The 25,752-nt window shown below is 61.5% G+C and carries 20 protein-coding genes and 1 pseudogene; 7 read left to right on the forward strand and 14 right to left on the reverse strand.

Annotated elements, in window-relative coordinates; all coding sequences use genetic code 11:
• The first annotated feature begins 114 nt into the window (after nt 1-114).
• The 5 genes from alr (at nt 115) to GUY40_RS26035 (ending at nt 6,322) form a co-directional block, all read left to right on the forward strand.
• On the forward strand, nt 115-1,344 hold the full coding sequence (alr, locus tag GUY40_RS26015; protein ID WP_166571777.1) for an alanine racemase: 1,230 nt from the start codon (nt 115-117) through the stop codon (nt 1,342-1,344).
• Between the two features lie 21 nt (nt 1,345-1,365).
• Nucleotides 1,366-2,556, forward strand: a complete 1,191-nt coding sequence (locus tag GUY40_RS26020) for a pyridoxal phosphate-dependent aminotransferase (RefSeq protein WP_166571778.1) — start codon at nt 1,366-1,368, stop codon at nt 2,554-2,556.
• A complete protein-coding gene (locus GUY40_RS26025; protein ID WP_166571779.1) occupies nt 2,549-3,967 on the forward strand; it encodes an aldehyde dehydrogenase family protein in 1,419 nt (472 codons plus the stop codon). Before GUY40_RS26020 ends, GUY40_RS26025 begins: the two co-directional genes overlap by 8 nt.
• A gap of 27 nt (nt 3,968-3,994) precedes the next feature.
• The gene (locus GUY40_RS26030; RefSeq protein ID WP_166571780.1) at nt 3,995-4,693 is read left to right on the forward strand and encodes an NAD(P)H-dependent oxidoreductase; all 699 of its coding nucleotides are present in this window, start codon (nt 3,995-3,997) and stop codon (nt 4,691-4,693) included.
• 306 nt (nt 4,694-4,999) lie between these two features.
• Nucleotides 5,000-6,322: an LLM class flavin-dependent oxidoreductase gene (locus GUY40_RS26035; RefSeq protein ID WP_166571781.1), complete on the forward strand. Its 1,323-nt coding sequence runs from the start codon at nt 5,000-5,002 to the stop codon at nt 6,320-6,322.
• A gap of 161 nt (nt 6,323-6,483) precedes the next feature.
• Here the strand turns inward: GUY40_RS26035 and GUY40_RS26040 are convergent, their stop codons facing one another.
• The 7 genes and pseudogenes from GUY40_RS26040 to GUY40_RS26070 all read right to left on the reverse strand — a co-directional run bounded on the left by GUY40_RS26040 (nt 6,484) and on the right by GUY40_RS26070 (nt 15,405).
• The gene (locus GUY40_RS26040) at nt 6,484-7,455 is read right to left on the reverse strand and encodes an ABC transporter substrate-binding protein (protein ID WP_166571782.1); all 972 of its coding nucleotides are present in this window, start codon (nt 7,453-7,455) and stop codon (nt 6,484-6,486) included.
• A 52-nt stretch (nt 7,456-7,507) separates the two neighbouring features.
• Nucleotides 7,508-10,018, reverse strand: a complete 2,511-nt coding sequence (locus GUY40_RS26045) for a TonB-dependent siderophore receptor (protein WP_166571783.1) — start codon at nt 10,016-10,018, stop codon at nt 7,508-7,510.
• 166 nt (nt 10,019-10,184) lie between these two features.
• Nucleotides 10,185-10,982: an ABC transporter ATP-binding protein gene (locus GUY40_RS26050; protein WP_166571784.1), complete on the reverse strand. Its 798-nt coding sequence runs from the start codon at nt 10,980-10,982 to the stop codon at nt 10,185-10,187.
• Nucleotides 10,983-10,985: 3 nt separating this feature from the next.
• Nucleotides 10,986-11,750: pseudogene (locus tag GUY40_RS26055) on the reverse strand (ABC transporter permease); the annotation flags it as partial.
• A gap of 136 nt (nt 11,751-11,886) precedes the next feature.
• Nucleotides 11,887-12,681 (reverse strand): class II aldolase/adducin family protein, encoded by a 795-nt coding sequence (locus GUY40_RS26060; protein WP_166571786.1) that lies wholly within the window; start codon nt 12,679-12,681, stop codon nt 11,887-11,889.
• A gap of 330 nt (nt 12,682-13,011) precedes the next feature.
• Complete coding sequence (locus GUY40_RS26065; protein WP_166571787.1) at nt 13,012-14,229, reverse strand: acyl-CoA dehydrogenase family protein; 1,218 nt, start codon at nt 14,227-14,229, stop codon at nt 13,012-13,014.
• A gap of 270 nt (nt 14,230-14,499) precedes the next feature.
• Nucleotides 14,500-15,405: a LysR family transcriptional regulator gene (locus GUY40_RS26070; protein WP_166571788.1), complete on the reverse strand. Its 906-nt coding sequence runs from the start codon at nt 15,403-15,405 to the stop codon at nt 14,500-14,502.
• A gap of 234 nt (nt 15,406-15,639) precedes the next feature.
• Between GUY40_RS26070 and GUY40_RS26075 the strand changes: the two genes are divergently transcribed.
• Nucleotides 15,640-16,803, forward strand: a complete 1,164-nt coding sequence (locus GUY40_RS26075) for an MFS transporter (RefSeq protein ID WP_166571789.1) — start codon at nt 15,640-15,642, stop codon at nt 16,801-16,803.
• Between the two features lie 160 nt (nt 16,804-16,963).
• On the opposite strand, the gene GUY40_RS26080 is transcribed toward GUY40_RS26075, so the two are convergent.
• Nucleotides 16,964-18,205 (reverse strand): nucleoside deaminase, encoded by a 1,242-nt coding sequence (locus GUY40_RS26080; protein WP_166571790.1) that lies wholly within the window; start codon nt 18,203-18,205, stop codon nt 16,964-16,966.
• A gap of 488 nt (nt 18,206-18,693) precedes the next feature.
• Between GUY40_RS26080 and GUY40_RS26085 the strand changes: the two genes are divergently transcribed.
• Nucleotides 18,694-19,293, forward strand: a complete 600-nt coding sequence (locus GUY40_RS26085) for a DUF3077 domain-containing protein (protein ID WP_166571791.1) — start codon at nt 18,694-18,696, stop codon at nt 19,291-19,293.
• A 101-nt stretch (nt 19,294-19,394) separates the two neighbouring features.
• Here the strand turns inward: GUY40_RS26085 and GUY40_RS26090 are convergent, their stop codons facing one another.
• The 6 genes from GUY40_RS26090 to GUY40_RS26115 are packed head-to-tail and all read right to left on the reverse strand — an operon-like array spanning nt 19,395 to nt 25,390.
• On the reverse strand, nt 19,395-20,408 hold the full coding sequence (locus GUY40_RS26090; protein WP_166571792.1) for a hypothetical protein: 1,014 nt from the start codon (nt 20,406-20,408) through the stop codon (nt 19,395-19,397).
• Nucleotides 20,401-21,414 (reverse strand): hypothetical protein, encoded by a 1,014-nt coding sequence (locus GUY40_RS26095; protein ID WP_166571793.1) that lies wholly within the window; start codon nt 21,412-21,414, stop codon nt 20,401-20,403. The genes GUY40_RS26090 and GUY40_RS26095 overlap by 8 nt, the downstream gene beginning before the upstream one ends.
• A complete protein-coding gene (locus tag GUY40_RS26100) occupies nt 21,407-22,402 on the reverse strand; it encodes a hypothetical protein (RefSeq protein WP_166571794.1) in 996 nt (331 codons plus the stop codon). Before GUY40_RS26100 ends, GUY40_RS26095 begins: the two co-directional genes overlap by 8 nt.
• Nucleotides 22,395-23,408 (reverse strand): hypothetical protein, encoded by a 1,014-nt coding sequence (locus tag GUY40_RS26105; RefSeq protein ID WP_166571795.1) that lies wholly within the window; start codon nt 23,406-23,408, stop codon nt 22,395-22,397. The genes GUY40_RS26100 and GUY40_RS26105 overlap by 8 nt, the downstream gene beginning before the upstream one ends.
• Nucleotides 23,401-24,414 carry a hypothetical protein gene (locus GUY40_RS26110; RefSeq protein WP_166571796.1) on the reverse strand — a complete coding sequence of 338 codons (1,014 nt, stop codon included), beginning with the start codon at nt 24,412-24,414 and terminating at the stop codon, nt 23,401-23,403. The genes GUY40_RS26105 and GUY40_RS26110 overlap by 8 nt, the downstream gene beginning before the upstream one ends.
• On the reverse strand, nt 24,407-25,390 hold the full coding sequence (locus tag GUY40_RS26115) for a hypothetical protein (RefSeq protein ID WP_166571797.1): 984 nt from the start codon (nt 25,388-25,390) through the stop codon (nt 24,407-24,409). The genes GUY40_RS26110 and GUY40_RS26115 overlap by 8 nt, the downstream gene beginning before the upstream one ends.
• Nucleotides 25,391-25,752: the final 362 nt, after the last annotated feature.

The following is a 25,752-nucleotide window of genomic DNA, read 5'->3' on the forward strand; positions in this document are numbered from 1 at the left end:
ATTGCAGGCGGTTTCAGAATCGCCGGGGGTCGCTGCGCGGCCCATCGCGGCCAGGTCCGCTCCTACATTCAGTTTCCGATTGCCTGAAAATTACAAATAAGGACATCCCGAAAAATGCCATTCAGCCGCACACTTCTCGCTCTATCCCTCGGCCTGGTCCTCTGGCAAGCCCAGGTTCAGGCCGCACCTCCACTGACGCTCGACAACGGCACTTCAACCCTGACCGCCCAGACCAGCAACGCCTGGGTCGAGGTCAACAAAACCGCGCTGGAACACAACATCCAGACCCTGCAAGCGGACCTGGCCGGTAAATCCACGCTCTGCGCCGTACTCAAGGCCGACGCCTACGGCCACGGCATTGGCCTGGTGATGCCGTCGATGATCAAGCTCGGTGTGCCCTGCATCGCCGTTGCCAGTAACGAAGAAGCACGCGTGGTGCGCCAGAGCGGCTTCAAGGGCCAGCTGATCCGGGTTCGCACCGCGACCCTGGCCGAACTTGAAGATGCGTTGCAATACGACATGGAAGAATTGGTCGGCAACCTGCAGTTCGCCCGCAATGCCGCCGACATTGCCCGCAAGCATGGCCAGACCCTGCGCGTGCACCTGGGCCTGAACTCCAGCGGCATGAGCCGCAATGGGGTCGAAATGGCCACCGAACAAGGCCGCCAGGACGCCGTCGCCATCACTCAGGTGCCGGATCTGAAAGTGGTCGCGATCATGACCCACTTCGCCGTCGAAGATAAAGACGACGTGCGCAAGGGCCTGCAAGCCTTCAATGAACAGGCCGCCTGGTTGATGGACACGGCCCGCCTGGACCGCAAGAAAATCACCCTGCACGCAGCCAATTCGTACGCCACCCTGGAAGTGCCCGAGGCGCGCCTGGACATGGTTCGCCCCGGTGGCGCGCTGTTCGGCGACACGGTGCCGAGCCACACCGAATACCAGCGGGTGATGAAATTCAAATCCCGGGTCGCGAGCGTCAACACCTACCCGCAAGGCAACACCGTCGGCTATGACCGCACCTACACCCTCAACCGCGATTCGAAGCTGGCCAACATCACCGTCGGCTACTCCGACGGCTATCGCCGGGTGTTCACCAACAAGGGCGCCGTGGTCATCAATGGCCACCGCGCGCCGGTGGTGGGCAAGGTTTCGATGAACACCCTGATGGTCGATGTCACCGACCTGCCGGACGTGCGCGCCGGCGATGAAGTGGTGCTGTTCGGCAAGCAGGGCGGCGGCGAAGTCAGCCAGGCGGAAATCGAGGAAATCAACGGCGCGCTGCTCGCCGACCTCTACACCGTGTGGGGCAATTCCAATCCCAAGGTGCTGGTCGAAGACTGAGCCCTCAACAAGGAGAACGACATGCGTTTTACTGCTCTGACAAAACGTATCGCCGGTGACGGCGCCGCCGCCTGGGACATCCATTACCGCGCCCTGGCCAAGCGCGCCAAGGGCGAGGACGTGCTGCTGCTGTCGGTCGGCGACCCGGATTTCGACACCCCGGCGCCTATCGTCAAGGCGGCGGTCGACAGCCTCAATGCCGGCCATACGCATTATTCCGATGTGCGCGGCAAACTCGCACTGCGCGCCAGCATCGCGCGCCGCCATCAGCAACGCAGTGGCCAGGCCGTGGAGGCCGATCAGGTGGTGGTGCTGGCCGGTGCCCAGTGCGCGCTGTTCAGCGTCGCTCAATGCGTGCTGGAAGTGGGTGATGAAGTGTTGGTCGCCGAGCCCATGTACGTGACTTACGAAGCCGTGTTTGGCGCCTGCGGTGCGACCGTGGTGCCCGTGCCGGTTCGCTCTGAAAACGGCTTTCGGGTCATGGCCGAGGACGTGGCGGCGCGCATCACCCCGCGCACCCGTGCGTTGGCCCTCAACAGCCCGCACAACCCCTCCGGCGCCAGCTTGCCGCGGGCGACCTGGGAGGCGCTGGCACAGCTGTGCATCCAGCATGACCTGTGGTTGATCTCCGATGAGGTCTACAGCGAGCTGCTGTTCGAGGGCGAGCACATCAGCCCGGCCAGCCTGCCGGGCATGGCCGAGCGCACCGCGACCCTGAACAGCCTGTCCAAGTCCCACGCCATGACCGGCTGGCGGCTGGGCTGGGTGGTCGCACCGCCCGCATTGGCGGCGCATTTGGAAAACCTGGCGCTGTGCATGCTCTACGGTTCGCCGGAATTTATTCAGGACGCCGCCGTGGTGGCGCTGGAAACACCGCTGCCGGAACTGGAAGCCATGCGCGAGGCTTATCGCCAGCGCCGCGACCTGGTGTGCGATTGCCTGGCTAACAGCCCCGGCGCGCGCCCCTTGAAGCCCGATGGCGGAATGTTCGTGATGGTCGACATCCGCGCCACCGGCCTCAGTGCCCAGGCGTTTTCGGATCACCTGCTGGAACACTACGGCGTGTCGGTACTGGCCGGTGAAGCCTTTGGCCCGAGCGCGGCCGGGCATATCCGCCTGGGCCTGGTGCTGGCCGATGAGCAACTGCGCGACGCTTGCCAGCGTATCGCCCGTTGCGCCGACGCCCTGATCAAGGAGCCTACTCATGCTTGAGCACAAACGGCTGTTTATCGATGGCGCCTGGCAGCAGCCGTCGGGCCAGGGCTTTGCGCAGGTCATCAACCCGGCCACGCAAGCGGTGATCGGCCAGGTGCCGCTGGGCGATGAGCGGGATGTGGATCGGGCCGTGGCGGCTGCCAGGAAGGCCTTTGCCAGCTGGTCGCGGACACCCTCAAGTGTGCGCGCCGGGTATATCCGCGACCTGGTCGAACAGCTGACCGCGCGCGCCAATGACATGGCCGCGGTGATCACCGCCGAACTTGGCATGCCGGTGCAATGGTGCCGCGCGGTGCAGGTCGAAGGGCCGATTGCCGGGCTTGCGCAGTACGTCGAGATTGCCGGCTTGATGGACCAGGTGCGTGAGGTCGGCAACTCACGGGTGGTGCGCGAAGCGGTGGGTGTCTGCGCCTTTATCAACCCCTGGAACTACCCGCTGCACCAGTTGATCGGCAAGCTCGCGCCGGCGCTGGCCGCTGGCTGCACGATGGTGGTCAAGCCGAGCCAGGAAACCCCTTTGCATGCATTTTTGCTGGCGCAGATGATCGAGGCCATCGGCCTGCCGGCCGGGGTCTTCAACCTGGTCAGCGGGCCGGGCGCCAAGGTCGGCGAGGCGCTGGCGCGCCACCCGGACGTGGACATGGTCTCGTTTACCGGCTCGACCGGGGCCGGCGTGCGAGTAGCGCAAGCGGCGGCGCCGTCGGTCAAGCGCGTGTGCCTGGAGCTGGGCGGCAAGTCGCCGCTGCTGATCGCCGAGGACGCGGACCTGGCAGCGGCGGTGCGCTATGGCGTGCAGGATGTGATGATCAACTCCGGGCAAACCTGCACGGCCTTGACCCGCATGCTGCTGCCGGCCAGTCGCTACGCCGAGGCGCTGGAGATTGCCCGGGCAGAAACCGAAAGCCTGATCATGGGCGACCCGCTCGATCCGCAGAGTTTTCTCGGGCCCATGTGCTCGGCGGGCCAGCGCCGCACCGTGCTCGATTACATCCGCATCGGCGAAGAGGAGGGCGCTCGCCTGATAGCCGGCGGCGCGCAAGTGCCCGGTGCACTGGAGCGCGGTTTTTATGTCACGCCGACGCTGTTTGCCGATGTCGACAACCGCATGCGCATCGCCCAGGAGGAAATCTTCGGCCCGGTGCTGTGCCTGATCCCTTACCGCGATGAAGCCCATGCGCTGGAGATCGCCAACGATTCACCGTTCGGCCTCTCCAGCGGTGTCTGGGCCGGCAGCACCGAACGTGCCGTGGAACTGGCGCGGCATTTGCGCGCCGGACAGTGCTTCGTCAATGGCGGTGCCTTTAACTACCAGGCGCCATTTGGTGGCTACAAGCAGTCGGGCAATGGCCGTGAATGGGGCGAGGAGGGCCTGGCGGAGTTTGTCGAAACCAAAGCCATCCAGCTCTAGGCTGCTAAAAAAATAAAAGGAACTGCCATGAATGTATTGATCGTCCACGCTCACCCCGAGCCGCAATCCTTCACCGCCGCCCTGCGTGATCAGGCGGTGGAAACCCTCCAGGCCCAGGGGCATCAAGTGCAGGTCTCGGACCTGTACGCGATGAACTGGAACCCGGTGGCTAGCGCCGAAGACTTCTCCACCCGGGAAAATCCGGAGTATCTGGTCTATGCCCTGGAGCAACGGCTTGGCGTGAAAAGCCAGTCCCTGGCACCTGACATTCGACAGGAGCTCGACAAGCTGCTGTGGGCCGACCTGCTGATCCTCAACTTCCCGATCTACTGGTTCTCGACGCCGGCCATTCTCAAGGGCTGGATCGACCGGGTGCTGGTGTCGGGCGTGTGCTATGGCGGCAAGCGCTTCTACGATCAGGGCGGCTTGCGCAACAAGAAGGCGCTGGTGACCGTGACCCTGGGCGGGCGTGAACACATGTTTGGTGAGGGTGCCATTCACGGGCCGCTCGAGGACATGTTGCGGCCACTGCTGCGTGGCACGCTGGCCTATGTCGGGATGGAGGTGCTGGAGCCGTTTGTGGCCTGGCACGTGCCTTACATCAGCAGTGAAGCACGGGAGCAATTCCTGCAAGGCTACCGTGAACGACTGGAACATCTGCAGAGCGATAAGCCATTGCTGTTCCCGCGTCTTGAGCAGTTTGATGAGGCGTTGTACCCGCTGTAGGAGAAGAACGACGAAACCCTTGTAGGAGCGGACCTGGCCGCGATGGGCTGCGCAGCAGCCCCGAGGCCGGTGATATCAACGACAAGCCCTGGGAGTGCCGGCGGTTTCAGAATCGCCGGGGCCGCTTCGCAGCCCATCGCGGCCGGGTCCGCTCCTACACCTGCGCCTAAGTGAGGCCTGTGAAAGCATGTTTGGTTATAAGCTAATTATGTAATTAACTTATCAAGTTGATTTATTAATATCAGTTATAAGTATTTAATTGTGGGCATGAAAACCCTTGGACATGGCAATGGGAGCCCACAGAACATGAGCAAACGACAGATCAAGCTAGGCGCAGTCACCATGGGCGCAGGCGGGCCGGGGCGGCATAATCTGTGGCTGGACCCGCAGCTGCCAGCCGATGCCAGCGTCAATATCGACTGGTACATCGACATTGCCCGCCAGGCAGAGGCGGCGCGCTTTGACCTGATGTTTATCGTCGACAGCCAGTTCATCACCAAGGATTCACCGTCCCATTATCTCAATCGCCTGGAACCCTTGACCCTGCTGTCGGCGCTGGCGGTTTCCACTCGTCATATCGGCCTGGTCGGGACCCTGACCACCTCCTACAACGAGCCTTACAACGTGGCCCGCCGGCTGGCTTCGCTGGACCTGATCAGCAAGGGCCGGGCCGGCTGGAACGTGGTCACCAGCGGCGATGCCGGCACTGCTGGCAACTACGGCCGCGACGAGCACTACGACTACGACACTCGCTACGGCCGTGGGCGGGAGCACGTCAAGGTGGTGCAGGCATTGTGGAACTCTTATGAAGACGATGCCTTTGTCCGCGACCGTGCCACGGGCCAGTTTCTCGACCCGGGCAAGCTGCACGCACTGAACCACAAGGGCGAGCATTTTTCCGTGGTCGGGCCGTTGAACATCCAGCGCTCGCCCCAGGGCCAACCGGTGATTCTGCAGGCCGGTGATTCCGAGCAAGGTCGCGAGCTGGGCGCGGCGATTGCCGATGTGGTGTTCACCCATGCAGCGACCATCGAGCAGGGCCAGGCGTTCTACCGCGACATCAAGGCCCGTGCCGAACGCGAAGGCCGTGACCCGGACAAGGTGGTGATCCTGCCGGGCGCCGAGATTCATGTTGGCGACAGCGACGAACATGCCCGCGAACTTGAGCGTCATTACCACCAGATCGATCACAGCTTCGAGCAGGCATTGGCCGAGTTTGGGCGCTCGTTCGGCTGGCACGACTTCCGCCAGTACGATCTGGACGCGCCGTTCCCCGTGCAGGCGCTGGAGTTTGCCAAGAGCAGTTTCTACACCGTCGCCAAGCGCATCACCGATCAAGCCGTGGCCAAGGCGTTCACCCTGCGCCAGGCCGTCGAATTCAGCCGGCAGCTGCGCCCCGGCGCCTTCGTCGGCAGCGCTGAAACCGTCGCCAATGAGATGGCCCGCTGGTTCGAAGCCCGGGCGCTGGACGGCTTCAACATCTACATCGGCCACCCGGAACAATTCCGCCGCTTTACCCAGGAGGTGGTGCCGTTGCTGCAGGCGCGTGGGTTGGTGCGCAAGGAATACGAGACCAACACCTTGCGGGGGAATCTGGGGTTGGATATTCCGCGTAATCTCCGCAATTAACTTCAGATCGATCGCGATTCCGCTCTTCATTCTGTGGGAGCGGATTTATCCGCGAATTGCCTCACCCAAGGCATGTGAGGCGAACCGCGGTGACGCTATTCGCGGATAAATCCGCTCCCACAAGTGTTTTGCCTTGATTGGCCGGGGAGGGCAACCGCCCTTCAGAAACCCTTCACCCAAAGCGGCGCCACATCCAGCCGCTTGTTCAGCACCCCCGCCTCATAAAACAGATCCGCCACATCCTGCTGCGAACGAATCGCCGCATCATCCACCGGCGCCAGTTTGTAAGGCTCGCTCTGGGCGCGGAATTGCTCCAGGAAGCGTTCGGCCGGAATACCGGTCAGCGCTGCGCTTTTTTTCGCCCATTGTTCCGGGTTGTTTTCCCGCCAGTCCCAGACTTGCTGCTCACGGGCGATGTAGTCCTTGATGGTGGCGCGCTTGTGCGGGTCATCGATCAGGTCGCTGCGCGCGGCAATCACGTAGTTGCCCGAGAGATAACCCAGGGCGGTCTTGAGAATGCTCGCGCCGGTCTTGGCCAGGGCGATCTGAATCCAGATGCCATAGATCACCCAGGCATCGAGCTGGCCGCTTTGAAAGGCCGAGAAGCCATCCTGCGGGGTCAGGCCCACCGGCTGGATGTCCTTCATGGTCAGGCCTTGCTCCTTGAGCGCCTTGATCAGGAAGTAGTGCGAGGTGGTCGAACGCACATAGCCCACACGCTTGCCCTTGAGGTCGCCCACCGAACGGATCGGTGAATCCCTGGGCAGCAGGAAGACCTGGTTGTTGACGTCGCCGCGCATCACGGCGATCAGGCGAATCGGCGCCTCGCTTTGAATCGCAAAGATCGGCGGGATCTCGCTCATGCTGCCCAGTTCCAGGCTGCGACCGGCCATGGCCTCGACGATCAGGTTGCCACCGGCAAGCTCTGCGTAGGTGACCGGGTAGGGCAGTTGGACGCCGGCTTCCTTGAAAAACGACGGCGCGGCACCTTTATAGGTGCCCACCGACAGTGAGCTGCCGGCCAGGCCGCTGGTGTTGGCAAAGGCGCTGCGACCGAGCAGCGGCGCGGCGGCCAGCAGGGAGCCGGCCAGCAGCAGGCGCCGGCGGCTGAGCAGAAAAGAGGTGTCATGCATGGGCAGGTCCTTGTGCAGGGTGCCGCACCGCGCCTGGCGGTGCGGCCAGGGGTCAGAAGTCGTAGGCGAGCCTGGTGTACCAGAAGCCGCCACCGGGGTGGAACGGCGGGTTGCCGTAGGCGGTCTGGTTGCCGTTGGCGTTGTAGACGCCGTTCTTGTCCGGGCGCACGTTGAAGATGTTGGTACCGCCCACGCTCACCGTCACGCTGTCGAACAGCAGGTAGGAGAGGTCCAGGTCGGTCAGCCACTTGGCGCCGAAGCTGCGGTCCTGGGCCGCGTTTTGCTGCCAGGTCTCGACCTTGCCGTAGCGGGTGTTCACCAGGTTGGCGGCAAAATTGCCCAGGGTCCAGTTGGCGCCCAACACCCATTTGGTCCTTGGCGAGGCGGCCACCAGATCGCCCTCGCGGCCATGGCCAACCACGGCAATGCCGGCGGCTGCCAGGTCCGCTGGCGTGGCGCGGGTGCCGCGAAGGGTGGTCTTGTTGTAGTTGAACGCGGCGCTCCAGCGCACATCGCCGAACGCGCCAAACTCGCTGGTGTGGTCGGCGACCAGGTCCAGGCCGCGGGTACGGGTGTCGAAGGCGTTGGTGTAGTAGTTGATCCAGGTGGTGCGCGCCAGGCCGACCGATTCCAGCAGGTCGCCGACCGCTCCGGAACCGTTGGCGCGGTCGTAGAGGTTCTCGGTCAGGATGATGCGGTCGTCAATGTCGATCAGGTAAGCGTCCAGCGTCACGCTGGTGCGCTGCGCCGGTTGCCAGGTGATGCCCAGGCCTGCGTTGCGGGACTTTTCCGGGTCCAGCGCCTGCCCGCCAAAGGCGGCAGCGGCGGCGCTGCCGGGCGCTACGGTGCGACGCAGGGCCGGCACCACGTTGCCGTTGGCGTCCAGCGCGGTGCGGTTGTCGGTCACGGTAAAGCCGGTCTGGGTCAGCGACGGCGCGCGGAAGCCCGAGCCGACGGTGCCGCGCACGGCCACCTGGTCCGTCAGTTCATAGCGCGAGTTGAGCTTGAAGCTGAAGGTGTTGCCCGAGTTATCGTCGTAGTGCTCGAAGCGCCCGGCCGTGCCGATGTACCAGCGATCGGTCACGTCGAAGCCGAAATCCAGATAGGCCGCGTAGTTGTTGCGTTTGACGTCGGCTTCATCTTCCGGGCGAATGGTCAAGGCGCCCTGGGCACCCACCGCGGTTTGGCCGTTGGCCAACTGATACAGCGGATTCGGCGAGCCGTCGGCCAGGGTCGCCGGGTAGGTGTAAGGGCCGACCGTGTAGGCAATCGGGTCGCCGGCAAAAGTGCGGAAGCGCTCCCAGCGATGCTCAAGGCCCGCCGACACCTGGGTCGGCACCTTGAGCCCGAACACGCCGTCAAATCGGCGGGTGATGTCGAAGTTGTTGACCCACTGCTCGAACTGCAGGGTCGCCAGGTCATCGAACGAGGTCGGCGAGGCCGGCCCGTAAGTGGGGTTGATGGTCAGGTCGCTGGACTGCTGGTTCTTGTTGCGCCCATAGGTGGTCGAGGCGTCCCAGTCCCAGCCCAGCGACTCACCCTTGCTGCCGAACAGGAACTGGTAGTCGGTGTCCTTGATATTGTTCAGCGGGTAGTAACCGTCCGGGAACAGTTCCGGGATCGAAGCGTTGCTGTTGGGCAGCCGGTAGTTGTTGTAGGCCTCGGTCTTGCGCTCGCCATAGGTGGCATAGGAATACAGCTTGAGGTCGTCGGCCAGCGGCAGCTCAGCGTTGTAGGCCAGGTTGAAGGCGCGCAGGTCCGGGTCGCCATTCTTGACCGCGACCCGGTCCCAGGCGGCCTGGCGATCGTCTTCGAAATAGGCGCGATAGCCGGGGTCGGCCTTGTCGATCCAGCCGGCAGTGCCGCGCTTGCGGGCATCGGCCGACAGGTGCACAAAGCCGCCATCGCCGAGGGTAAAACCCTGGTCACCGGCCAGCTTGAGGGTCTCGCCCTGGCCGCTGAACAGCTTGCCGTAGCTGCTCTCGTAATGGCCGCCGCTGCTGCTGTTCTTGAGGATGATGTTGATCACCCCGGCCACCGCGTCCGAACCGTATTGCGCGGCGGCGCTGTCCTTGAGCACCTCGATGTGTGACACCGCACTGATCGGGATCATGTCGATATCGACGGCGTTGGCACCGCTGTTGTCGATCGAGCCGCTGGCCGGGATCGACCCGTTGTGCCGGCGCTTGCCGTTGACCAGCACCAGGGTATACGCCGGGCCCAGGCTGCGGTTGCTCAACGGCCGCACGCTGGACTGGAAGCCGGCGATATTGGTGCCGAAGTTGAACGACGGCAGCAGCTTGGAAATGGCTTCGGACAACTCCGCCCGGCCGGTCTTGAGCAACTGGTCGCTGTTGATGATATCGATGGGCGTCGGGCTGTCGGCGACGGTGCGCTGGGCGCCACGAACACCGGTGGAAATCACCGTGACGGTGTCCAGGCGGCTGTCATCGGTGGCGGCGGTTTCAGCCTGGGCCAGCGGCGCCAGCAGGCAGGCCAGGGCAAGGGCGGAGCGGGGAAAGCGGACGGATTGGGCCGCCGAATCGAAGTGCAGGTTAGACATCGTGTCCTCAGTTTTTCAGGTTGCCGCGCACAGCCGCGAGCGTCCGGCCGCAAGGGTCGAGCGCAGGCGCTGGGGGTGGGGTCGAGGAGCGATAAGGTGGTGGTGGGTCGCTCGGGTGTTTCAGCAGTTTCCGGGGCTTCCCCGGTCAGGGTTCGGGTGGGGCCGTTCAGATGGCGATGGCGCTCAGGGGGTAGCCCAGAAACGGGTTGTGGTCGCGGCCGAGGGTCTGCGGGTCGTCATTGTCCACCCCCAGCAACGCCAGCAGGCGCTGGCGAATGGCGTTGAAACCGGCCTGGCCGTTGTCGCGCGGGCGGAGGAGGTCGACCTGGAGCTGCTCGGCGATGCGCCCGTTTTCCAGCACGATGATGCGGTCAGCCAACAGGATCGCCTCGTCGACATCGTGGGTCACCAGCAGCACCGCCGGGGTGTGCGCGCGCCACAGGTCGATGATCAGCCGGTGCATGCGGATGCGGGTCAGCGCATCGAGGGCGGCGAACGGCTCATCGAGCAACAGCAGCTTGGGCTCGCGGACCAGGCTGCGCGCCAGCGCCACGCGCTGCGATTCGCCACCGGAGAGTGTCGCCGGGTAGGCCTCGAGCCGATGCGCGAGGCCTACTTCGGTCAGCGCTTGCACGGCCTTGGCCTTGGCGTTGTCCAGGCGCAGGCCCAGGGTGACGTTCTTCCAGGCGCGTTTCCAGGGCATCAGCCGCGGCTCCTGGAATACCGCCGCGCGGGCGCTGGGCGCCAGCAACTGGCCGCCGTCGATGGCGTCCAGGCCGGCCAGCGAGCGCAGCAGGGTGGTTTTGCCGGAGCCGCTGGCCCCAAGCAGGGCGACGAATTCGCCGGGGGCGATGTCCAGGTCCAGTTCGTCGATCACGCGGTTGTCGCCGAACTGGCGGATCACCTTGCGCAGGCTGACCGCGGGGGCAACGGGGGTGAAATCGGCATGGGTGTGCGCATTCATCAATCAGCTCCTTACGAAAGACGGGCGCCAGGCCAGGGCAAAGCGTTCCAGGGTGCGGATCAGGCCATCGATCAGCAGGCCCAGCACGCTGTAGATCAACAGGCAGATCACGATAACGTCGGTGCGCATGAAGTCCCGCGCATCGCTGGCCAGGTAACCGATACCGGCGGTGGTGTTGATCTGCTCGACGAACACCAGCGCCAGCCAGGAGATCGCCAGCGAGTAGCGCAGGCCGACGAAAAACGACGGCAACGAACCCGGCAGGATCACGTGCCAGATCAGCTCGCGGCGGGTCAGCCCGAGGGTGTGGGCGGCCTCGACCAGCTTCGGGTCGATGTTGCGGATACCGGCGAACAGGTTCAGGTACACCGGAAAGGTGGTGCCGGTAACGATCAGCGCAATCTTGGTGAACTCACCGATGCCGAACCACAGAATGAACAGCGGTACCAGGGCCAGCGACGGGATGGTGCGCAGCATCTGCATCGGTGAATCGAGGAGCACTTCACCACGCTTGGAGAGCCCGGTGATCAACGCTGCCGCCACTCCGATGGCGACGCCGATGCTGAGCCCGGTGATGGCGCGCTGCAGCGACACCAGCAGGTGCCGGCCCAGCTCGCCGCTGCTGATCAGCGCCCATAAGGTGCCGCTGATGTCACTGGGCGCGGCGATGATCCGCGAGGGGATCAGCCCGGTGCGGGAGGCGATTTCCCAGAGCAGCAGAATCACCAGCGGGCTGATCAGGCGCAGGGCGAAATCCGGCGCCCTCCAGGGCTTGCTGACGGGCCGGGCCTTGGGCTGGGCGGTCGTGGTGGTGGGGGCTTGAGTCATGCTGGCGTTCCATTGGGTTGAGCGGGGGCTCCTACAGGGGAGCGCCCCACGCAGGTGCGGTGTGGGAACAGTCTGGTCAGTCCTGGTAGTCCAGGCCTTCACGGTCCAGTTGGCGGATCAGTGCATCCCAGTGGCGCTGGATGCCCGGGCTGCGACCGTCGGAAAACACCGCCGATTGTTCGCGGACCTTTTCGATGGCCTGTTCGGAGGCGAACAGCAGGTCGGCGTTGCCACCGGCCTGGGCCGCGATCTGGATATTGCAGGCGCGCTCCAGCCCGTGCAGTTCGCGAAAGGCGTGCGCGATGCTGATGCCGCCGGTGAGCAGGCCGTGGTTGCGCAGGATCAGGATGTTGCTGTCGCCCAGGTGCGCGACCAGCCGTTCCTGCTCATCCAGGTCCAGCGCGACGCCTTCGTAGCTGTGGTAGGCCACGCGGCTGTAATAGGCCAGCGCATGTTGCGACAGCGGCAGCAGGCCGTCGCGCTGGGCCGACACCGCGGCGCCGTCGCGGGTATGGGTGTGCAGCACTGCGTGCAGATCGGGCCGGGCGCGGTGGATGGCGCTGTGAATCACATAGCCGGCCTGGTTGATGCCAAGGCCCAGCGGGTCGTCGATGATAGTGCCGTCGACATCGACCTTGACCAGGTTGGAGGCGGTGATTTCATCGAACAGCAGGCCGAAGGCATTGATCAGAAAGTGCTCGTCGGGGCCGGGCACCCGGGCGGAAAAGTGCGTGTAGATATGGTCGGTCCAGCGCAGCAGCGCCGCCAGCCGGTAGGCCGCCGCCAGCTTGACGCGAACCTCCCATTCTTCGGCCGAAACGCGCTGGCGCGTGGTCGTGACGGGGGCGGGCAGGGTGGAGAGTTCGCTCATCTTTAAAGGCTCCTGAATCGTGAAGGGGTGGGCGCGTCAGTAGCCGCGCTGCAAGTCAACCAGGTTGCTCAGCGGAATCTGCTGGCGATACCGCTCGAAGTTCTCCAGGAAGCGGTCGGCAAAGATTCAGCGGGCATGGGGCAATGCCAGTCAGTTAAGCAATTGAACGACGCAACACTTGTAGGAGCGGACCCGGCCGCGATGGGCTGCGCAGCGGCCCCGGCGATTCTGAAACCGCCTGCAATCGCAAGTTGATTCGCAGATGTCGCTGGCCCAAGGGGCCGCTGCGCGGCCCATCGCGGCCAGGTCCGCTCCTACATGGATCTCGCCTTAACTGACTGGCATTGGGGCATGGGGCGACACTCCTGCGGCGAAGGCGGCGCGACCGACAGCGCTGAGGGCGACGTCGTCTTGCGGGGTATGGATACGGCTGCAGAGCACATCACGGTAGTGGCGCTCCAGCGGGTTCTTGCGCGACAGGCCGGGGTTGCCGGTGGCTTCGATGGCCAGCTCCACTGCCTTGACCGCGTTGCTGCTGACCAGGTATTTGATCTGCACCGCGTGCGTGGCATCGACGTGACCGGCCACGGCCGCATCCAGCAGGGTGCGGTTGGCGAACAGCAGGGTATCGATGCGCCCGACCACTTCCTGGAAACGCTGCAGGCTCGACAGCGGCGCGCCGAGGTTGGCCGGCGCACGCGTGGCCAGGAACTGCACCAGCCAGTCCCGCGCGGCCTGGGCGACACCGTCGTAGAGCGCCGGCAGCAGCACCGACATCCACAGCAGCGCTTCGCCATCGAACTCGGCTTGCGGTGCGCTCAGCGGGCTGACGCCGACGGCGTGGTCCAGCGGGATCAGCACGTTGTCGAAACGCACCTCATGGCTGCAGGTGGCGCGCATGCCCAGGTGGTCCCAGTCTTCGATGATGCTGATGCCCGGGGTGTCCTTGTGCACCAGATAGCCGCCTACCAGCGGGTCGGCATCATCGCTGCGAGCCCAGACCACATACCAGGTCAGGCCGAAGCTTCCGGTGGAATAGATCTTCGTGCCGCTCAGGCGCCAGCCTTCGGCCGTGCGCCGCGCAATCGTGCCTGGCAGGCCGCCGCGGGCCGGTGTGCCCAGCTCGGGCTCGACCCGCAAGGCGTTGATCAACGCGCCGTCGTTGACCGCCTGCTCGGCCACCCGCCGACGCAGGTGGGCGGGCCAGCGGTCATTGTTTTGCAGGCGAAAGTGCTGCAGGTACTGCATCACCAGAATCAGCGCGGTCGAGGGGTCGCCCTTGCCGACCGCGGCAATCACCTTGCGCGCGGTAGCCAGGTCCGCGCCACCGCCGCCAAGGCTGGCAGGCACTGTCAGGCCCAGCAGGCCGTGTTGATGCAGCAGGGCAAAGTTGTCAGCCGGAAATTGCCCGCTGCGGTCGTGTTCAGCGGCACGGGCAGCCAGCGCCTGAGTGAGGCTTGCAAGGGTTCGCTCGAAGGTCGCGGTCGATTGCCAATCGGCAATCGGGCTGACCGGCGCAGCGGTGGAGGACAGGGCGGACTGACTCATGGGGCACTCATCGCAGGGTTCGCATGGGGAATGCCGGCAGCCGAAGAACGGTGGCCAGGCGTCATCTGCTCGCTCTGGAACAGCGGTTCAAGAGCGACTGAGTAAGACCGTATTCTTATGAATAAGGACTGTAAAAGTCTTTTTAGTTCTAAGCTAATTATTTGTTTATGGAATCTAGTGTTTGATCATTATGCAAATAATTGATTTTGTATGCGCGGTGCCAAGCGCGCGGAGCGCCTGGCAATCGAGGGGGAGGGAATAGCGAGTAGATCAGGCGTCGAGCAGCGGTGCCTGCAGCCGATCCGCGGCAATGCTGCCAAACAGGTCCACCGGCTCCTGCAGGTTGCCCAGGTACTGCGGGTGCAGCAACCACAGGTCTACCACCGGCTTGAAGTCGCTGACATTCACCAGCTCCAGCTGATCGCGGTGGCGGCTGTTGGCGAACAGCGGCTCGGGCACCAGGCCCAGGCCCTGGCCACTGGCGACCAGCCCCAGTTGCAGCTCGGTGCCGAAGGTTTCCAGATTGATCTGCAAGGCCAGCCCCTGTTCGCTCAGGGCGCGCTGCAAACCGGCGCGAAAGCCGCAGCCGTCGGGGTTGAGCACCCAGCCGCGCTGGAAGCAATCCTTGAGCTTGCTGCTGCTCTTGCGCACGCTGCCCTTGGCCGCCACCACGCGCAATTTCATGCGGCCGATGGAGCGGCTGGCAATGCCCTCGGGGAAAATCTTGCCGGCCGGAAACAGCGCGGCGGCGGCATCCAGCTCGCCGTTTTCCATCTTCGCGATCAGGCTGCTGCCCCAGCCGTTGATGACCTGAGTGCGCAAGTCCGGGTACTGCTCGCGAATCTGCTGCAAGGCGTCGAGCAACACCACATCGCCCACCGTTTGCGGCACCCCCAGGCGCAAGGTGCCGCTGGGCGCGCCGTCATTGGCGACCAGCTCGCGCAACGAATCGATCTCGCGCAGGATCGCCTTGCACTGCTCATACACCCGCCAGCCCATGGGCGTCGGCTTGAGCGGTTTGGTGTTGCGGTCGAGCAGGTTGGCACCCAGGTCTTCTTCGAAATTCTGTATGCGGCGAGTGATGGCCGGCTGCGTAAGCTGCAATGCCTGCGCCGCGAGATTGGTCGACTGGCAGCGGATGACGGCGACAAAAGCGTCCATGTCATCAATTTTCATATTCGGCTCTCACATAGTGCGGCTGGGGAAGATGCCTGCACAGCATAATGCGGAAAGTGGATCCGGGCGAGTTTGTGGTCTTGAAAGGACTCAAGAGCAGCGGCCTGAGCCCATCGCTTTGAGGCCTATTCGTGATCTACACGCACATATGTTTTGAGATTTCTGCTGTTTATCGTCAAGGGCAAGGGCTCTAGGCTGCGCACCATTAGCCAACTTGCATTCAGGATTATGACGATGAAACCGATGTGGGCTCTTTTGGCACTGGCGGTCGGCGCGTTCGGGATCGGTACCACCGAATTCGCGCCGATGGGCCTGTTGCCGGTTATCGCGGATGGGGTCGAGGTGTCGATTCCCACGGCCGGGCTGTTGATCAGTGCCTATGCGCTGGGCGTCATGATCGGCGCGCCGATCATGACCCTGGCGTTGGGCCGCATGCCGGTGAAAAAGGCGTTGATGGCGCTGATGACCTTGTTTGTCATCGGCAACCTGCTGTCCGCTATCGCGCCGGGTTACTGGACGCTACTCGGCGCACGGCTGATCACCAGCCTCAACCACGGCGCATTCTTTGGCCTGGGGTCGGTGCTGGCGGCCAGCCTGGTGCCCAGGGACAAACAAGCCAGTGCCGTCGCCACTATGTTCATGGGCCTGACCATCGCCAACGTCGGCGGCGTGCCGGTCGCCACCTGGATCGGCCAGCAGATTGGCTGGCGCATGGCCTTTGCCGGCACCGCCGGGTTGGGCTTGCTGGCGATTGCCGCATTGGCCGTTTCGTTGCCCAAGGGTGAAGCAGGCCAGATGCCGGACATTCGCCGCGAGCTGAAAGTGCTGACCCGCCCGGCCGTACTGAGGGCGATGGCAACCACGGTCATGGGCGCTGGCGCCATGTTTACCCTGTACACCTACGTGGCTCCGGTGCTGTCGACCCTGACCGGCGCGTCGGCAGGTTTTATCACGATCGGCCTGATGTTGATCGGGATTGGCTTCACCGTCGGCAACGCGTTGGGCGGCAAGCTCGCCGACTGGTCGCTGGAGGGCAGCACCAAGCTGTTCCTGGCCTTGCTGGCGCTGACCATGGTGGCGTTGCCGCTGATTCTGACCAGCCATATCGGCGCTCTGATCGGCTTGCTGGTCTGGGGCGCGGTGACCTTTGCGATCGTCCCGCCGGTACAGATCCGGGTCATGCAGGCCGCAGCCGAAGCGCCAGGGCTGGCGTCGTCGGTGAATGTGGGGGCGTTCAACCTGGGGAACGCCCTGGGGGCAGCGGTGGGTGGTGGGGTGATCTCGGCGGGGCTGGGCTATGCGGCGGTGCCGATTGCCGGCGGGCTGCTGGCGGCGGCGGGGTTGTTGCTGGTGATGGCGAGCAAACCCGTGCCGGTGGTGGCGTTGGAGGCTAACTGAAGCTTCGATGCGTGGGAGCAGAGCTTGCTAGCGATGAGGCCAGCACAGGCGACAAAAACCTGGCCGGGGTAGACGCAGCAGTTGGCGGCATAGCCTGAGACAGAGGCGGTTCTATCGCTAGCAAGCTCTGCTCCCACAAGAGGCCGCTCCCACATTTGCTTTACACGCCCTTCCTCACCGCATTGATCAACTCCTGGCTCAGCACCTGGGCGGGCGCCACCTGCACGCTCTGGGTATAAAACGGCGGCAGGTTCTGGGCCAGTTGCGACAGGGCTTGTGGCGTGGTATTGCCCGGCAACAGCACGTATTGCAGGTTGGACGGGTAGCTTTGCGGCACCGGCCCTTCCATGGTCGAACCGTAGGCGCCCAGGGTCATCAGTGCCTGTGGCGTGGTCGGGTCCGGCGCATACAGAAACACAAAGGTGCCGTATTTGGGGTGCGTCAGGTACTGCTCGGCCTGGGCGCGGACCGCCGGGTCCGGATCATTCATCAGGGTCCAGCGCAGCACCGCGTAGCCGCGGGTGGTTTCCATGAATGCCGTTCGAATCGGCGACCGGTTTTCCACGCCGCCCAGGCATGCCAACAGGTTGCCAAAGGGGTCGATCAAGGCCACGGCGTTGAACACCTGGCTTTGCTTTGCTGTCTTCAGTAGCGGTGGGGCCAGTTCTGCACCTGGATCACGGGGGTTGGCGCTCTGGACCGTCAAGGCGCAGGGGCTGAGCGTGGTCAATGCCTTGCGCACCGGGCTGTTGGCCGGCAGCGTGGCCGGGTTTTTCAGCTGCGAGGGATCAAGGCCGCTGTTGTTGCTCGCTGCGCGTACGGTATTGACGCTGGCGGAGAAAATCGAACCAGTGAGGAAGTATGCCGCCGAATCGATGCTCTGGCCCCCGAACACCGGGTTCATCGAGCCCTGGTAGGGGCGGTTGACTGGGGCCAATATCGCGTAATACGCCCAGGTCTTCTGGGCTTGCGAACGAATCTGTGGTGTCAGCGAGGGGAAGGTGAATTGGCTGTTGTAGTTGACCCCGGCGTAGTCATCGATCGCGCTGACCGCCACATTGAAGCCAGCCGTCAGCAGAGAACCGGCGCACATGGCGCAAGGGTCCAGCGTGGTGACAACGGTCAGTTCATAGGGCGGCGGAAGGTTCAGCGCCGCGGCGTTTTCGTAGTACCAGTCCACCAACTGTCGCTCGCCATGGGCGGTCGGGTCGTGGGGCAGGAAGTAAGGGGTACTGCTCCCTGGAAAAGGCATCAGCACATTGTTGTGCAGCGCCGCGATCACCTCGCCCGTGGAGGTGTTGATGATGGCCCCGCCGACCGCGAAGGTTTGCTGAAGGGCTGCGAGAATGGCTTGGTTGGCAACGGAATCGATGGCTTCCTGTGCAGTGTTCACTGTAGTCATGGTGTTCCAGCTCCCTGCTGTCGTGGGCGCCAGAGATTTCTGGCGCTTGGCAACGATAGATCAGGGGGAGCTGTTTTCAAGGGAAGGGGCATGCCGGTGGTCTGAATGAAATTCCTACAGTTACTGCTGAAATTTCTTTCGAGCAACTTCGAATACGCTCTAGCACTGCACAGCCCGCCAGAAATACCCTACGCATCCTGTCGCTGCCCATGAACTTGTCCCTTGGAACTCGTGCCCGTAGGCTTTTTCGGTCGCTGACTGATCAGCGTCCGGGTTTAGCAGCCCGATGACTTCCAGACGTGCAAGCAACCCTTTCCTTTCGGCCAACGCCCATTCAGCGTGCGCCGATCCGTGTCATGGCGGCTGTACGTGGGGCACGCTTGCGTGCGCTGGGTTCCTGGAGTCCCGGTCTGCTAACCCGCGTATGGCTGCCACCTTTTTCGTTTAGCAGCGACGCGTGGCGGCTCCACTACTCCGGGAGTGTCAACATGATGAAGGTTGTCCCAGATCCACCCAAACCTGCGTGCAGCATCCAGCAAACCGCCCAAGTCACGTTTGGCTCTTGTTCCAATGCCCATGAACCACTCTTCAATGTCCAACCTGGCGTGCCGGCAGAAGAGGCATTACGACACCTCTCCAATCATCTGCAGGCTGCTCTGGAGGCGGCCAATCACGTCTATACCCACACGCCACTGGCTGACACCGGTATGCACTGGTCAACGTTATGGGCACTGGAGGCTGCCAAGGCATTAGTCGAAGGGTTGCGCATCGGTGCGAAGAATGGGGTGATCAGGTCAGCGGCTGAGTGTAATGAGTTCATCCCCGGCACTCTGGGTAAAACTGCTGAAACTCCCTTCGTATTTTGTGGCGTCGGCAATAGTTCACTCTTTAGTGTCCGCAACAATGTGATGGCTGAAGACGCCTTGGTGCACGTCTCGCTCTACCTCCAGTCGGCGTATGACACGGCAAACTCAATGTGCATGCGTACGCCCAATGCTGATAAGGGCATGCACTGGGCAACGCTGCATGGGATTGAGGTGGGGAGGGCGCTGACCGAGGCTTTGCTTGAAGCGTCCGATGTCGTCTAGCTGACAGCGCAGCATTTGCAGGAGCTTCAGTCGCGAAAGGGCCGCTCAATGGCGGCCCCCTTTTTCATCTTGTTTGCGGCGAGGAAAAGCGCATTTCCAACTTAGTCATCCTTGCCATCCCAAACACCGTCACAGGCCTCGATAAGCGCTTGTGGCCACTTGCGGCGCGGCAGGGTGCGGTCGAGCCACATGTAGAAGATATCGCCGAGCATCACCAACGGTGCCACCGGCAGTGCGATGAACAGGAAAAATGGCACGGCCACAATCAGCCAGGCCGGGTGCTGAACACGCAATACGTTCAGTGGATTGAACTGCTGGGCGGCCTCACGTGCACTGGAAATTGCGTAGGGAGCAAGAGCACACGAAGGGGGAAGGGCGCCAGCGCCTTCGCGCATGTAGAGGCGAATGTATTCCCAGACCTGGGCGGCACCGTAGATACCCCGATTGATGACGGCCTGCGGATGATCCGAAGTGGCATAAATCCCGATCCGTAGATGCCAATCACCATTACGGGAGTCCGGTTTAACGTAAGGAAACGCAAGCGTGAGCACGCCTTCGTTGATGGGCCCGCTACCCGCTGCGAAGCTGGTGACATCCTTGATGTAGGCTTCCAGGTGGTCCCAACGTTCGCTGAGACACTTACCCTGGATCATGCAGGTGACCCGGCGAGTTTTTCGATTGAAGATGATCGGTAGTTGGGTGCGCCAGGGAATGAACATCCAGAAGCAGGACAGGACTGAAAAAGCAGCCATACCTACTGGGACGTACCAATACTCCAGATAATGCGAAATCACACCTGCGCTGTAACCGTTTTGGTCACGTTCATGGAGGTATCCCCAATACTCAATTCCACAAAAAAATACAAATATAAACGGCGTCGTTACAGCCGCCCACCAACTCATACTGCGCCGGCCACCGTACATGCTGCCTGTTGCCGTCCGCATGAATAGGCAGTCCTCGGTGATCTTCATGACATTGTTGTCGGCGGCCGGCTCGACACCCAGCGGTGGATCATCCACGCGAAGGGCGTCGACGCGGGTGTCAAAGATACTCCGTTCGTTCTTCGGGACGTGCCGTGCACTGTGGCGGATCTGGGGTGTTCTTGCCTCAGTCATCCTTGCCGTCCCAAACACCGTCACAGGCGTCGATAAGCGCTTGTGGCCATTTGCGGCGTGGCAGGATGCGGTCAAGCCACATGTAGAAGATGTCGCCAAGCATCACCAGCGGTGCAACGGGCAATGCGATGAACAGGAAAAATGGCATGGCTACAATCAGCCACGCCGGGTGTTGAACACGCAGTACTTTAAGTGGATTGAACTGCCGTACGGCCTCTCGTGCACTGGAGATGGCGTAGGGAGCAAGGGCACACGAAGGGGGAAGGGCGTCAGCGCCTTCGCGCATGTAGAGGCGAATGTACTCCCAGACCTGGGCGGCACCGTAGATCCCCCGATTGATGACGGCCTGCGGATGATCCGACGTAGCATAAATACCGATGCGCAGGTGCCAATCGCCATTGCGGGAGTCCGGTTTAACGTAAGGAAATGCAAGCGTGAGCACGCCTTCGTTGATGGGCCCGCTACCCGCTGCGAAGCTGGTGACATCCTTGATGTAGGCTTGTAGGTGGTCCCAACGTTCGCTGAGACACTTGCCCTGGATCATGCAGGTGACCCGGCGAGTTTTTCGATTGAAGATGATCGGAAGTTGGGTACGCCAAGGAATAAAGATCCAGAAGCAGCCAAGAAAAAATGCAAGAGAGATGCCAATTGGAACGTCCCAGTTTTCTAGAAAGAAAGAGAGGGCCGCTCCGCTATACCCTTCGTGTTCATGCTGATAACGGAAAGCAACATAGGTTCCTAAAGAAAAGAAGAAGAAAGAAAAAACAGTAACGATAGTTGCCCACCAGCTCATGCTGCGTCGCCCCCCGTACATGCTGCCGTTTGAGGTGCGCATGAATAGGCAGTATTCGGTGACTTTTATGACATTGTTATCAGCCGCAGGCTCGACGCCCAGCGGTGGATCATCCTCGCGCAGGGCGTCGACGCGGGTGTAAAAGATACTCCGTTCGCTCTTCGGGACGTGCCATGCACTGTGGCGGATCTGGGGTGTTCTTGCCTCAGTCATCCTTGCCGTCCCAAACACCGTCACATGCGTCGATAAGAGCCTGTGGCCATTTTCTGCGAGGCAGAGTGCGGTCGAGCCACAGGTAAAAGATGTCGCCCAGCATCACGCAGGTGAGTAGAGGGACTAGGACTGGAGCCAGCAAGATCGCGACCAATAGCTTCCACCACACGCGATATTTGAATGGCATGCAGGGATTCATATAGTCAATGCAGTCGCGGATGCTGGTGGCATGGTAACGGGCGATGGGATCCGGAAGAGGTACCGCCGCCGCTCCATCGCGCATATAGAGTCGGATGTACTCCCATACCATGGCCGCTCCATAAATACCGCGATTGAAAGCGGCAGCGCCAGTGTCCTGGGTTCCGTAGATGCTGATACGCAGGCGCTCATGGCTGGAGTGGCAACTGGGATAGGCAAAGGGGAACACAAGGGTCAGCAAGCCCTCATTGATGGGAGCGCCCCCGACGGCGAAGCTGTTGACGTCCTTGATATAGGCATCAAGGTTGTTCCAATGCTGGCTGACCAGCTTCCCCTGAATCATGCAGGTGATCTGACGGGTTTTTCGGTTGAAGATGATTGGCAATTGAGTGCGCCAGGGGATAAATATCCAGAAGCAACTCAGAAAGAACGCAGCGGTTATACCGACTGGGTAGTACCAGTTCTCCAGATAGTGAGATATGGCACCTGCGCTATATCCGCTTTCGTCGCGATCGTGGGTATAGCCCCAATACTCAATCAGAGAAAAGAAAAAGAAAGTAAAAATAGTAACAATAGCTGCCCACCAACTCATGCTGCGTCGGCCTCCATAAATACTGCCCGATGCCATACGCATAAATAAACAATCCTCAGTCACCTTCATGACATTGTTGTCGGCAGCTGGCTCGACATTCAGCAGTGGGTCGTCCGCTCGCAAGGCGTCTACGCGCGTGTAGATGATGTTGTGTTCACTTTTGGTGTGGAGAGTCTGAAGTTTTCTTGTCTCAGTCATCCTTACCATCCCATACACCGTCACAGGCATCGATAAGTGCTTGCGGCCATTTACGGCGCGGCAGGATGCGGTTGAGCCACATGTAGAAGATGTCTCCGAGCATCACCAGTGGCGCCCCCGGCAGAGCGATGAACAAAAAAATTGGCACGGCCACAATCAGCCAGGCCGGGTGCTGCACACGCAGTACTTTCAGTGGATTGAACTGCTGGACGGCCTCACGGGCACTGGAGATGGTGTAGGGAGCAAGGGCGCACGACGGGGGAAGGGCGCCAGCGCCATCGCGCATGTAGAGGCGAATGTATTCCCAGACCTGGGCGGCACCGTAGATCCCCCGATTGATGACGGCCTGCGGATGATCCGACGTAGCATAAATACCGATGCGCAGGTGCCAATCGCCATTGCGGGAGTCCGGTTTAACGTAAGGAAATGCAAGCGTGAGCACGCCTTCGTTGATGGTCCCGCTACCCGCTGCGAAGCTGGTGACATCCTTGATGTAGGCGTCCAGATGGTCCCAACGCTCGCTGAGACACTTGCCCTGGATCATGCAGGTGATCCGGCGAGTTTTTCGATTGAAGATGATTGGTAGTTGTGTGCGCCAGGGGATGAACATCCAAAAGCAGCCTAGAAAGAATGCCGCGGTTATACCGGCCGGGTAGTACCAGTTCTCCAGGTAATGAGAAAGCGCACCTGCGCTATATCCGTTTTGGTCACGGTCATGGAGAAAGCCCCAATACTCAATTCCGCAAAAGAAAAGGAATATAAATGGAGTTGCTACAGCCGCCCACCAACTCATGCTGTTTCGGCCGCCATACATGCTACTCATTGCCGTACGCATGAACAGGCAGTCCTCGGTGATCTTCATGATATTGTTGTCGGCGGCCGGCTCGACACCCAGCGGTGGGTCATCCACGCGAAGGGCGTCGACGCGGGTGTAAAAGATACTCCGTTCGCTCTTCGGGACGTGTCGTGCACTGTGGCGAATCTGCGGTGTTCTTGCCTCAGTCATACTTGCCATCCCAAACACCGTCACATGCGTCGATAAGAGCCTGCGGCCATTTGCGGCGCGGCAGAGTGCGGTCGAGCCACATGTAAAAGATATCGCCGAGCATCACCAACGGTGCCACCGGCAGTGCGATGAACAGGAAAAATGGCACGGCCACAATCAGCCAGGCCGGGTGCTGCACACGTAGTACTTTCAGTGGATTGAACTGCTGGACGGCCTCACGTGCACTGGATATGGAGTAAGGGGCAAGCGCGTACGACGGGGGAAGGGCGCCAGCGCCATCGCGCATGTACAGGCGAATGTATTCCCAGACTTGGGCAGCACCGTGGATACCCCGATTGATGACGGCCTGCGGATGATCTGAAGTGGCATAAATCCCGATGCGCAAGTGCCAATCACCATTGCGAGAGTCCGGTTTAACGTAAGGAAACGCAAGCGTGAGCACGCCTTCGTTGATGGGCCCACTACCCGCTGCAAAGCTGGTGACATCCTTGATGTAGGCTTCCAGGTGGTCCCAACGCTCGCTGAGACACTTGCCCTGGATCATGCAGGTGACTCTTCGAGTTTTCCGGTTGAAGATGATCGGTAGCTGGGTGCGCCAGGGAATGAACATCCAAAAGCAGGACAGAACTGAAAAAGCGGCCATACCCACTGGGACGTACCAATTATCCAAATAATGAGAGATCGCGCCTGCACTGTATCCGTTCTGGTCACGGTCATGGAGAAAGATCCAATAACCAATGAAGGAGAATAGAACAAATACAAACGGGGTTGTTACGGCCGCCCACCAACTCATGCTGTTTCGGCCACCGTACATGCTGCCTGTTGCAGTCCGCATGAACAGACAATCCTCGGTGATCTTCATGACATTGTTGTCGGCGGCCGGCTCGACACCCAGCGGAGAGTCATCCACGCGAAGGGCGTCGACGCGGGTGTAAAAGATACTCCGTTCGCTCTTCGGGACGTGCCGTGCACTGTGGCGAATCTGCGGTGTTCTTGCCTCAGTCATCCTTGCCATCCCAAACACCGTCACATGCGTCGATAAGAGCCTGCGGCCATTTGCGGCGCGGCAGAGTGCGGTCAAGCCACATGTAAAAGATATCGCCGAGCATCACCAACGGTGCCACCGGCAGTGCGATGAACAGGAAAAATGGCACGGCCACAATCAGCCAGGCCGGGTGCTGCACACGCAGTACTTTCAGTGGATTGAACTGCTGGACCGCCTCACGGGCACTGGAGATGGCGTAGGGAGCAAGGGCGTACGAAGGGGGAAGGGCACCAGCCCCTTCGCGCATGTAGAGGCGAATGTATTCCCAGACTTGGGCAGCACCGTAGATCCCCCGATTGATGACGGCCTGCGGATGATCCGAAGTGGCATAGATACCGATCCGTAGATGCCAATCGTCATTGCGGGAGTCCGGTTTAACGTAAGGAAATGCAAGCGTAAGCACGCCTTCATTGATGGGCCCGCTACCCGCTGCGAAGCTGGTGACATCCTTGATGTAGGCGTCCAGATGGTCCCAACGCTCGCTGAGACACTTGCCCTGGATTATGCAGGTGACCCGGCGAGTTTTTCGATTGAAGATGATTGGTAGTTGGGTGCGCCAAGGGATGAAAATCCAAAAGCAGCCAAGAAAGAATGCGGCGCTTGTACCAATCGGATAGCACCAGTTCTCCAGATAATGAGAGATGGCACCTGCACTGTAGCCGTTTTGATCACGATCATGGAGATAGATCCAATATCCAATCAGGGAAAAAAAGAAGAAAGTAAAAACCGTGACAATAGTCGCCCACCAACTCATGCTGCGTCGACCACCGTACATGCTGCCTGTTGCCGTCCGCATGAACAGGCAGTCCTCCGTAATGTTCATCACATTGTTGTCTGTGGCCGGTTCGACGCCCAGCGGTGGGTCATCCGCGCGAAGGGCGTCGACGCGGGTGTGGAAGATACTGTGTTCGCTTTTGGGAACTTTGTGATGAGTCATATCCACTTACCTTCCATAGTAAAACGGCGCATCGGAGGCAGAGACTTGGAACTTTGTTTCCAGCGGTTCTTCAAGTAGGGAGGGTTTGTACGCGGTTGCGAGGGTGAAGGTTGTGGCGGCTTTCTTGCTGATACCGGTCACCACATAGGTACGAATACTTCCGCCACTACGAATAGGCTCTCCTGGCCCATCCTCGCTCCATTGTGGGGGCGTAGCGGTGGGGTCTTTGCTCTCACGGCGTTTTTCAAGGTAGTTGTCGCGTCAGCCGTCTAACTATGCCGCTCTTTTCTCGACCTGTTGCTCTCGATCCGGGTTCAACAACACGGTACCGATCGGCTCCCAGTTACGCGTCCGGCCTGACC

It is taken from the genome of Pseudomonas sp. R5(2019), assembly GCF_009905435.1.
Classification (GTDB): domain Bacteria; phylum Pseudomonadota; class Gammaproteobacteria; order Pseudomonadales; family Pseudomonadaceae; genus Aquipseudomonas.

Excerpts from the sequence above, each read along its gene's own strand:
- alr (WP_166571777.1), top strand. The coding sequence starts at position 115 with ATGCCATTCAGCCGCACACTTCTCGCTCTATCCCTCGGCCTGGTCCTC.
- GUY40_RS26020 (WP_166571778.1), top strand. The coding sequence starts at position 1,366 with ATGCGTTTTACTGCTCTGACAAAACGTATCGCCGGTGACGGCGCCGCC.
- GUY40_RS26025 (WP_166571779.1), top strand. The coding sequence starts at position 2,549 with ATGCTTGAGCACAAACGGCTGTTTATCGATGGCGCCTGGCAGCAGCCG.
- GUY40_RS26030 (WP_166571780.1), top strand. The coding sequence starts at position 3,995 with ATGAATGTATTGATCGTCCACGCTCACCCCGAGCCGCAATCCTTCACC.
- GUY40_RS26035 (WP_166571781.1), top strand. The coding sequence starts at position 5,000 with ATGAGCAAACGACAGATCAAGCTAGGCGCAGTCACCATGGGCGCAGGC.
- GUY40_RS26040 (WP_166571782.1), bottom strand. The coding sequence starts at position 7,455 with ATGCATGACACCTCTTTTCTGCTCAGCCGCCGGCGCCTGCTGCTGGCC.
- GUY40_RS26045 (WP_166571783.1), bottom strand. The coding sequence starts at position 10,018 with ATGTCTAACCTGCACTTCGATTCGGCGGCCCAATCCGTCCGCTTTCCC.
- GUY40_RS26050 (WP_166571784.1), bottom strand. The coding sequence starts at position 10,982 with ATGAATGCGCACACCCATGCCGATTTCACCCCCGTTGCCCCCGCGGTC.
- GUY40_RS26060 (WP_166571786.1), bottom strand. The coding sequence starts at position 12,681 with ATGAGCGAACTCTCCACCCTGCCCGCCCCCGTCACGACCACGCGCCAG.
- GUY40_RS26065 (WP_166571787.1), bottom strand. The coding sequence starts at position 14,229 with ATGAGTCAGTCCGCCCTGTCCTCCACCGCTGCGCCGGTCAGCCCGATT.
- GUY40_RS26070 (WP_166571788.1), bottom strand. The coding sequence starts at position 15,405 with ATGAAAATTGATGACATGGACGCTTTTGTCGCCGTCATCCGCTGCCAG.
- GUY40_RS26075 (WP_166571789.1), top strand. The coding sequence starts at position 15,640 with ATGAAACCGATGTGGGCTCTTTTGGCACTGGCGGTCGGCGCGTTCGGG.
- GUY40_RS26080 (WP_166571790.1), bottom strand. The coding sequence starts at position 18,205 with ATGACTACAGTGAACACTGCACAGGAAGCCATCGATTCCGTTGCCAAC.
- GUY40_RS26085 (WP_166571791.1), top strand. The coding sequence starts at position 18,694 with ATGATGAAGGTTGTCCCAGATCCACCCAAACCTGCGTGCAGCATCCAG.
- GUY40_RS26090 (WP_166571792.1), bottom strand. The coding sequence starts at position 20,408 with ATGACTGAGGCAAGAACACCCCAGATCCGCCACAGTGCACGGCACGTC.
- GUY40_RS26095 (WP_166571793.1), bottom strand. The coding sequence starts at position 21,414 with ATGACTGAGGCAAGAACACCCCAGATCCGCCACAGTGCATGGCACGTC.
- GUY40_RS26100 (WP_166571794.1), bottom strand. The coding sequence starts at position 22,402 with ATGACTGAGACAAGAAAACTTCAGACTCTCCACACCAAAAGTGAACAC.
- GUY40_RS26105 (WP_166571795.1), bottom strand. The coding sequence starts at position 23,408 with ATGACTGAGGCAAGAACACCGCAGATTCGCCACAGTGCACGACACGTC.
- GUY40_RS26110 (WP_166571796.1), bottom strand. The coding sequence starts at position 24,414 with ATGACTGAGGCAAGAACACCGCAGATTCGCCACAGTGCACGGCACGTC.
- GUY40_RS26115 (WP_166571797.1), bottom strand. The coding sequence starts at position 25,390 with ATGACTCATCACAAAGTTCCCAAAAGCGAACACAGTATCTTCCACACC.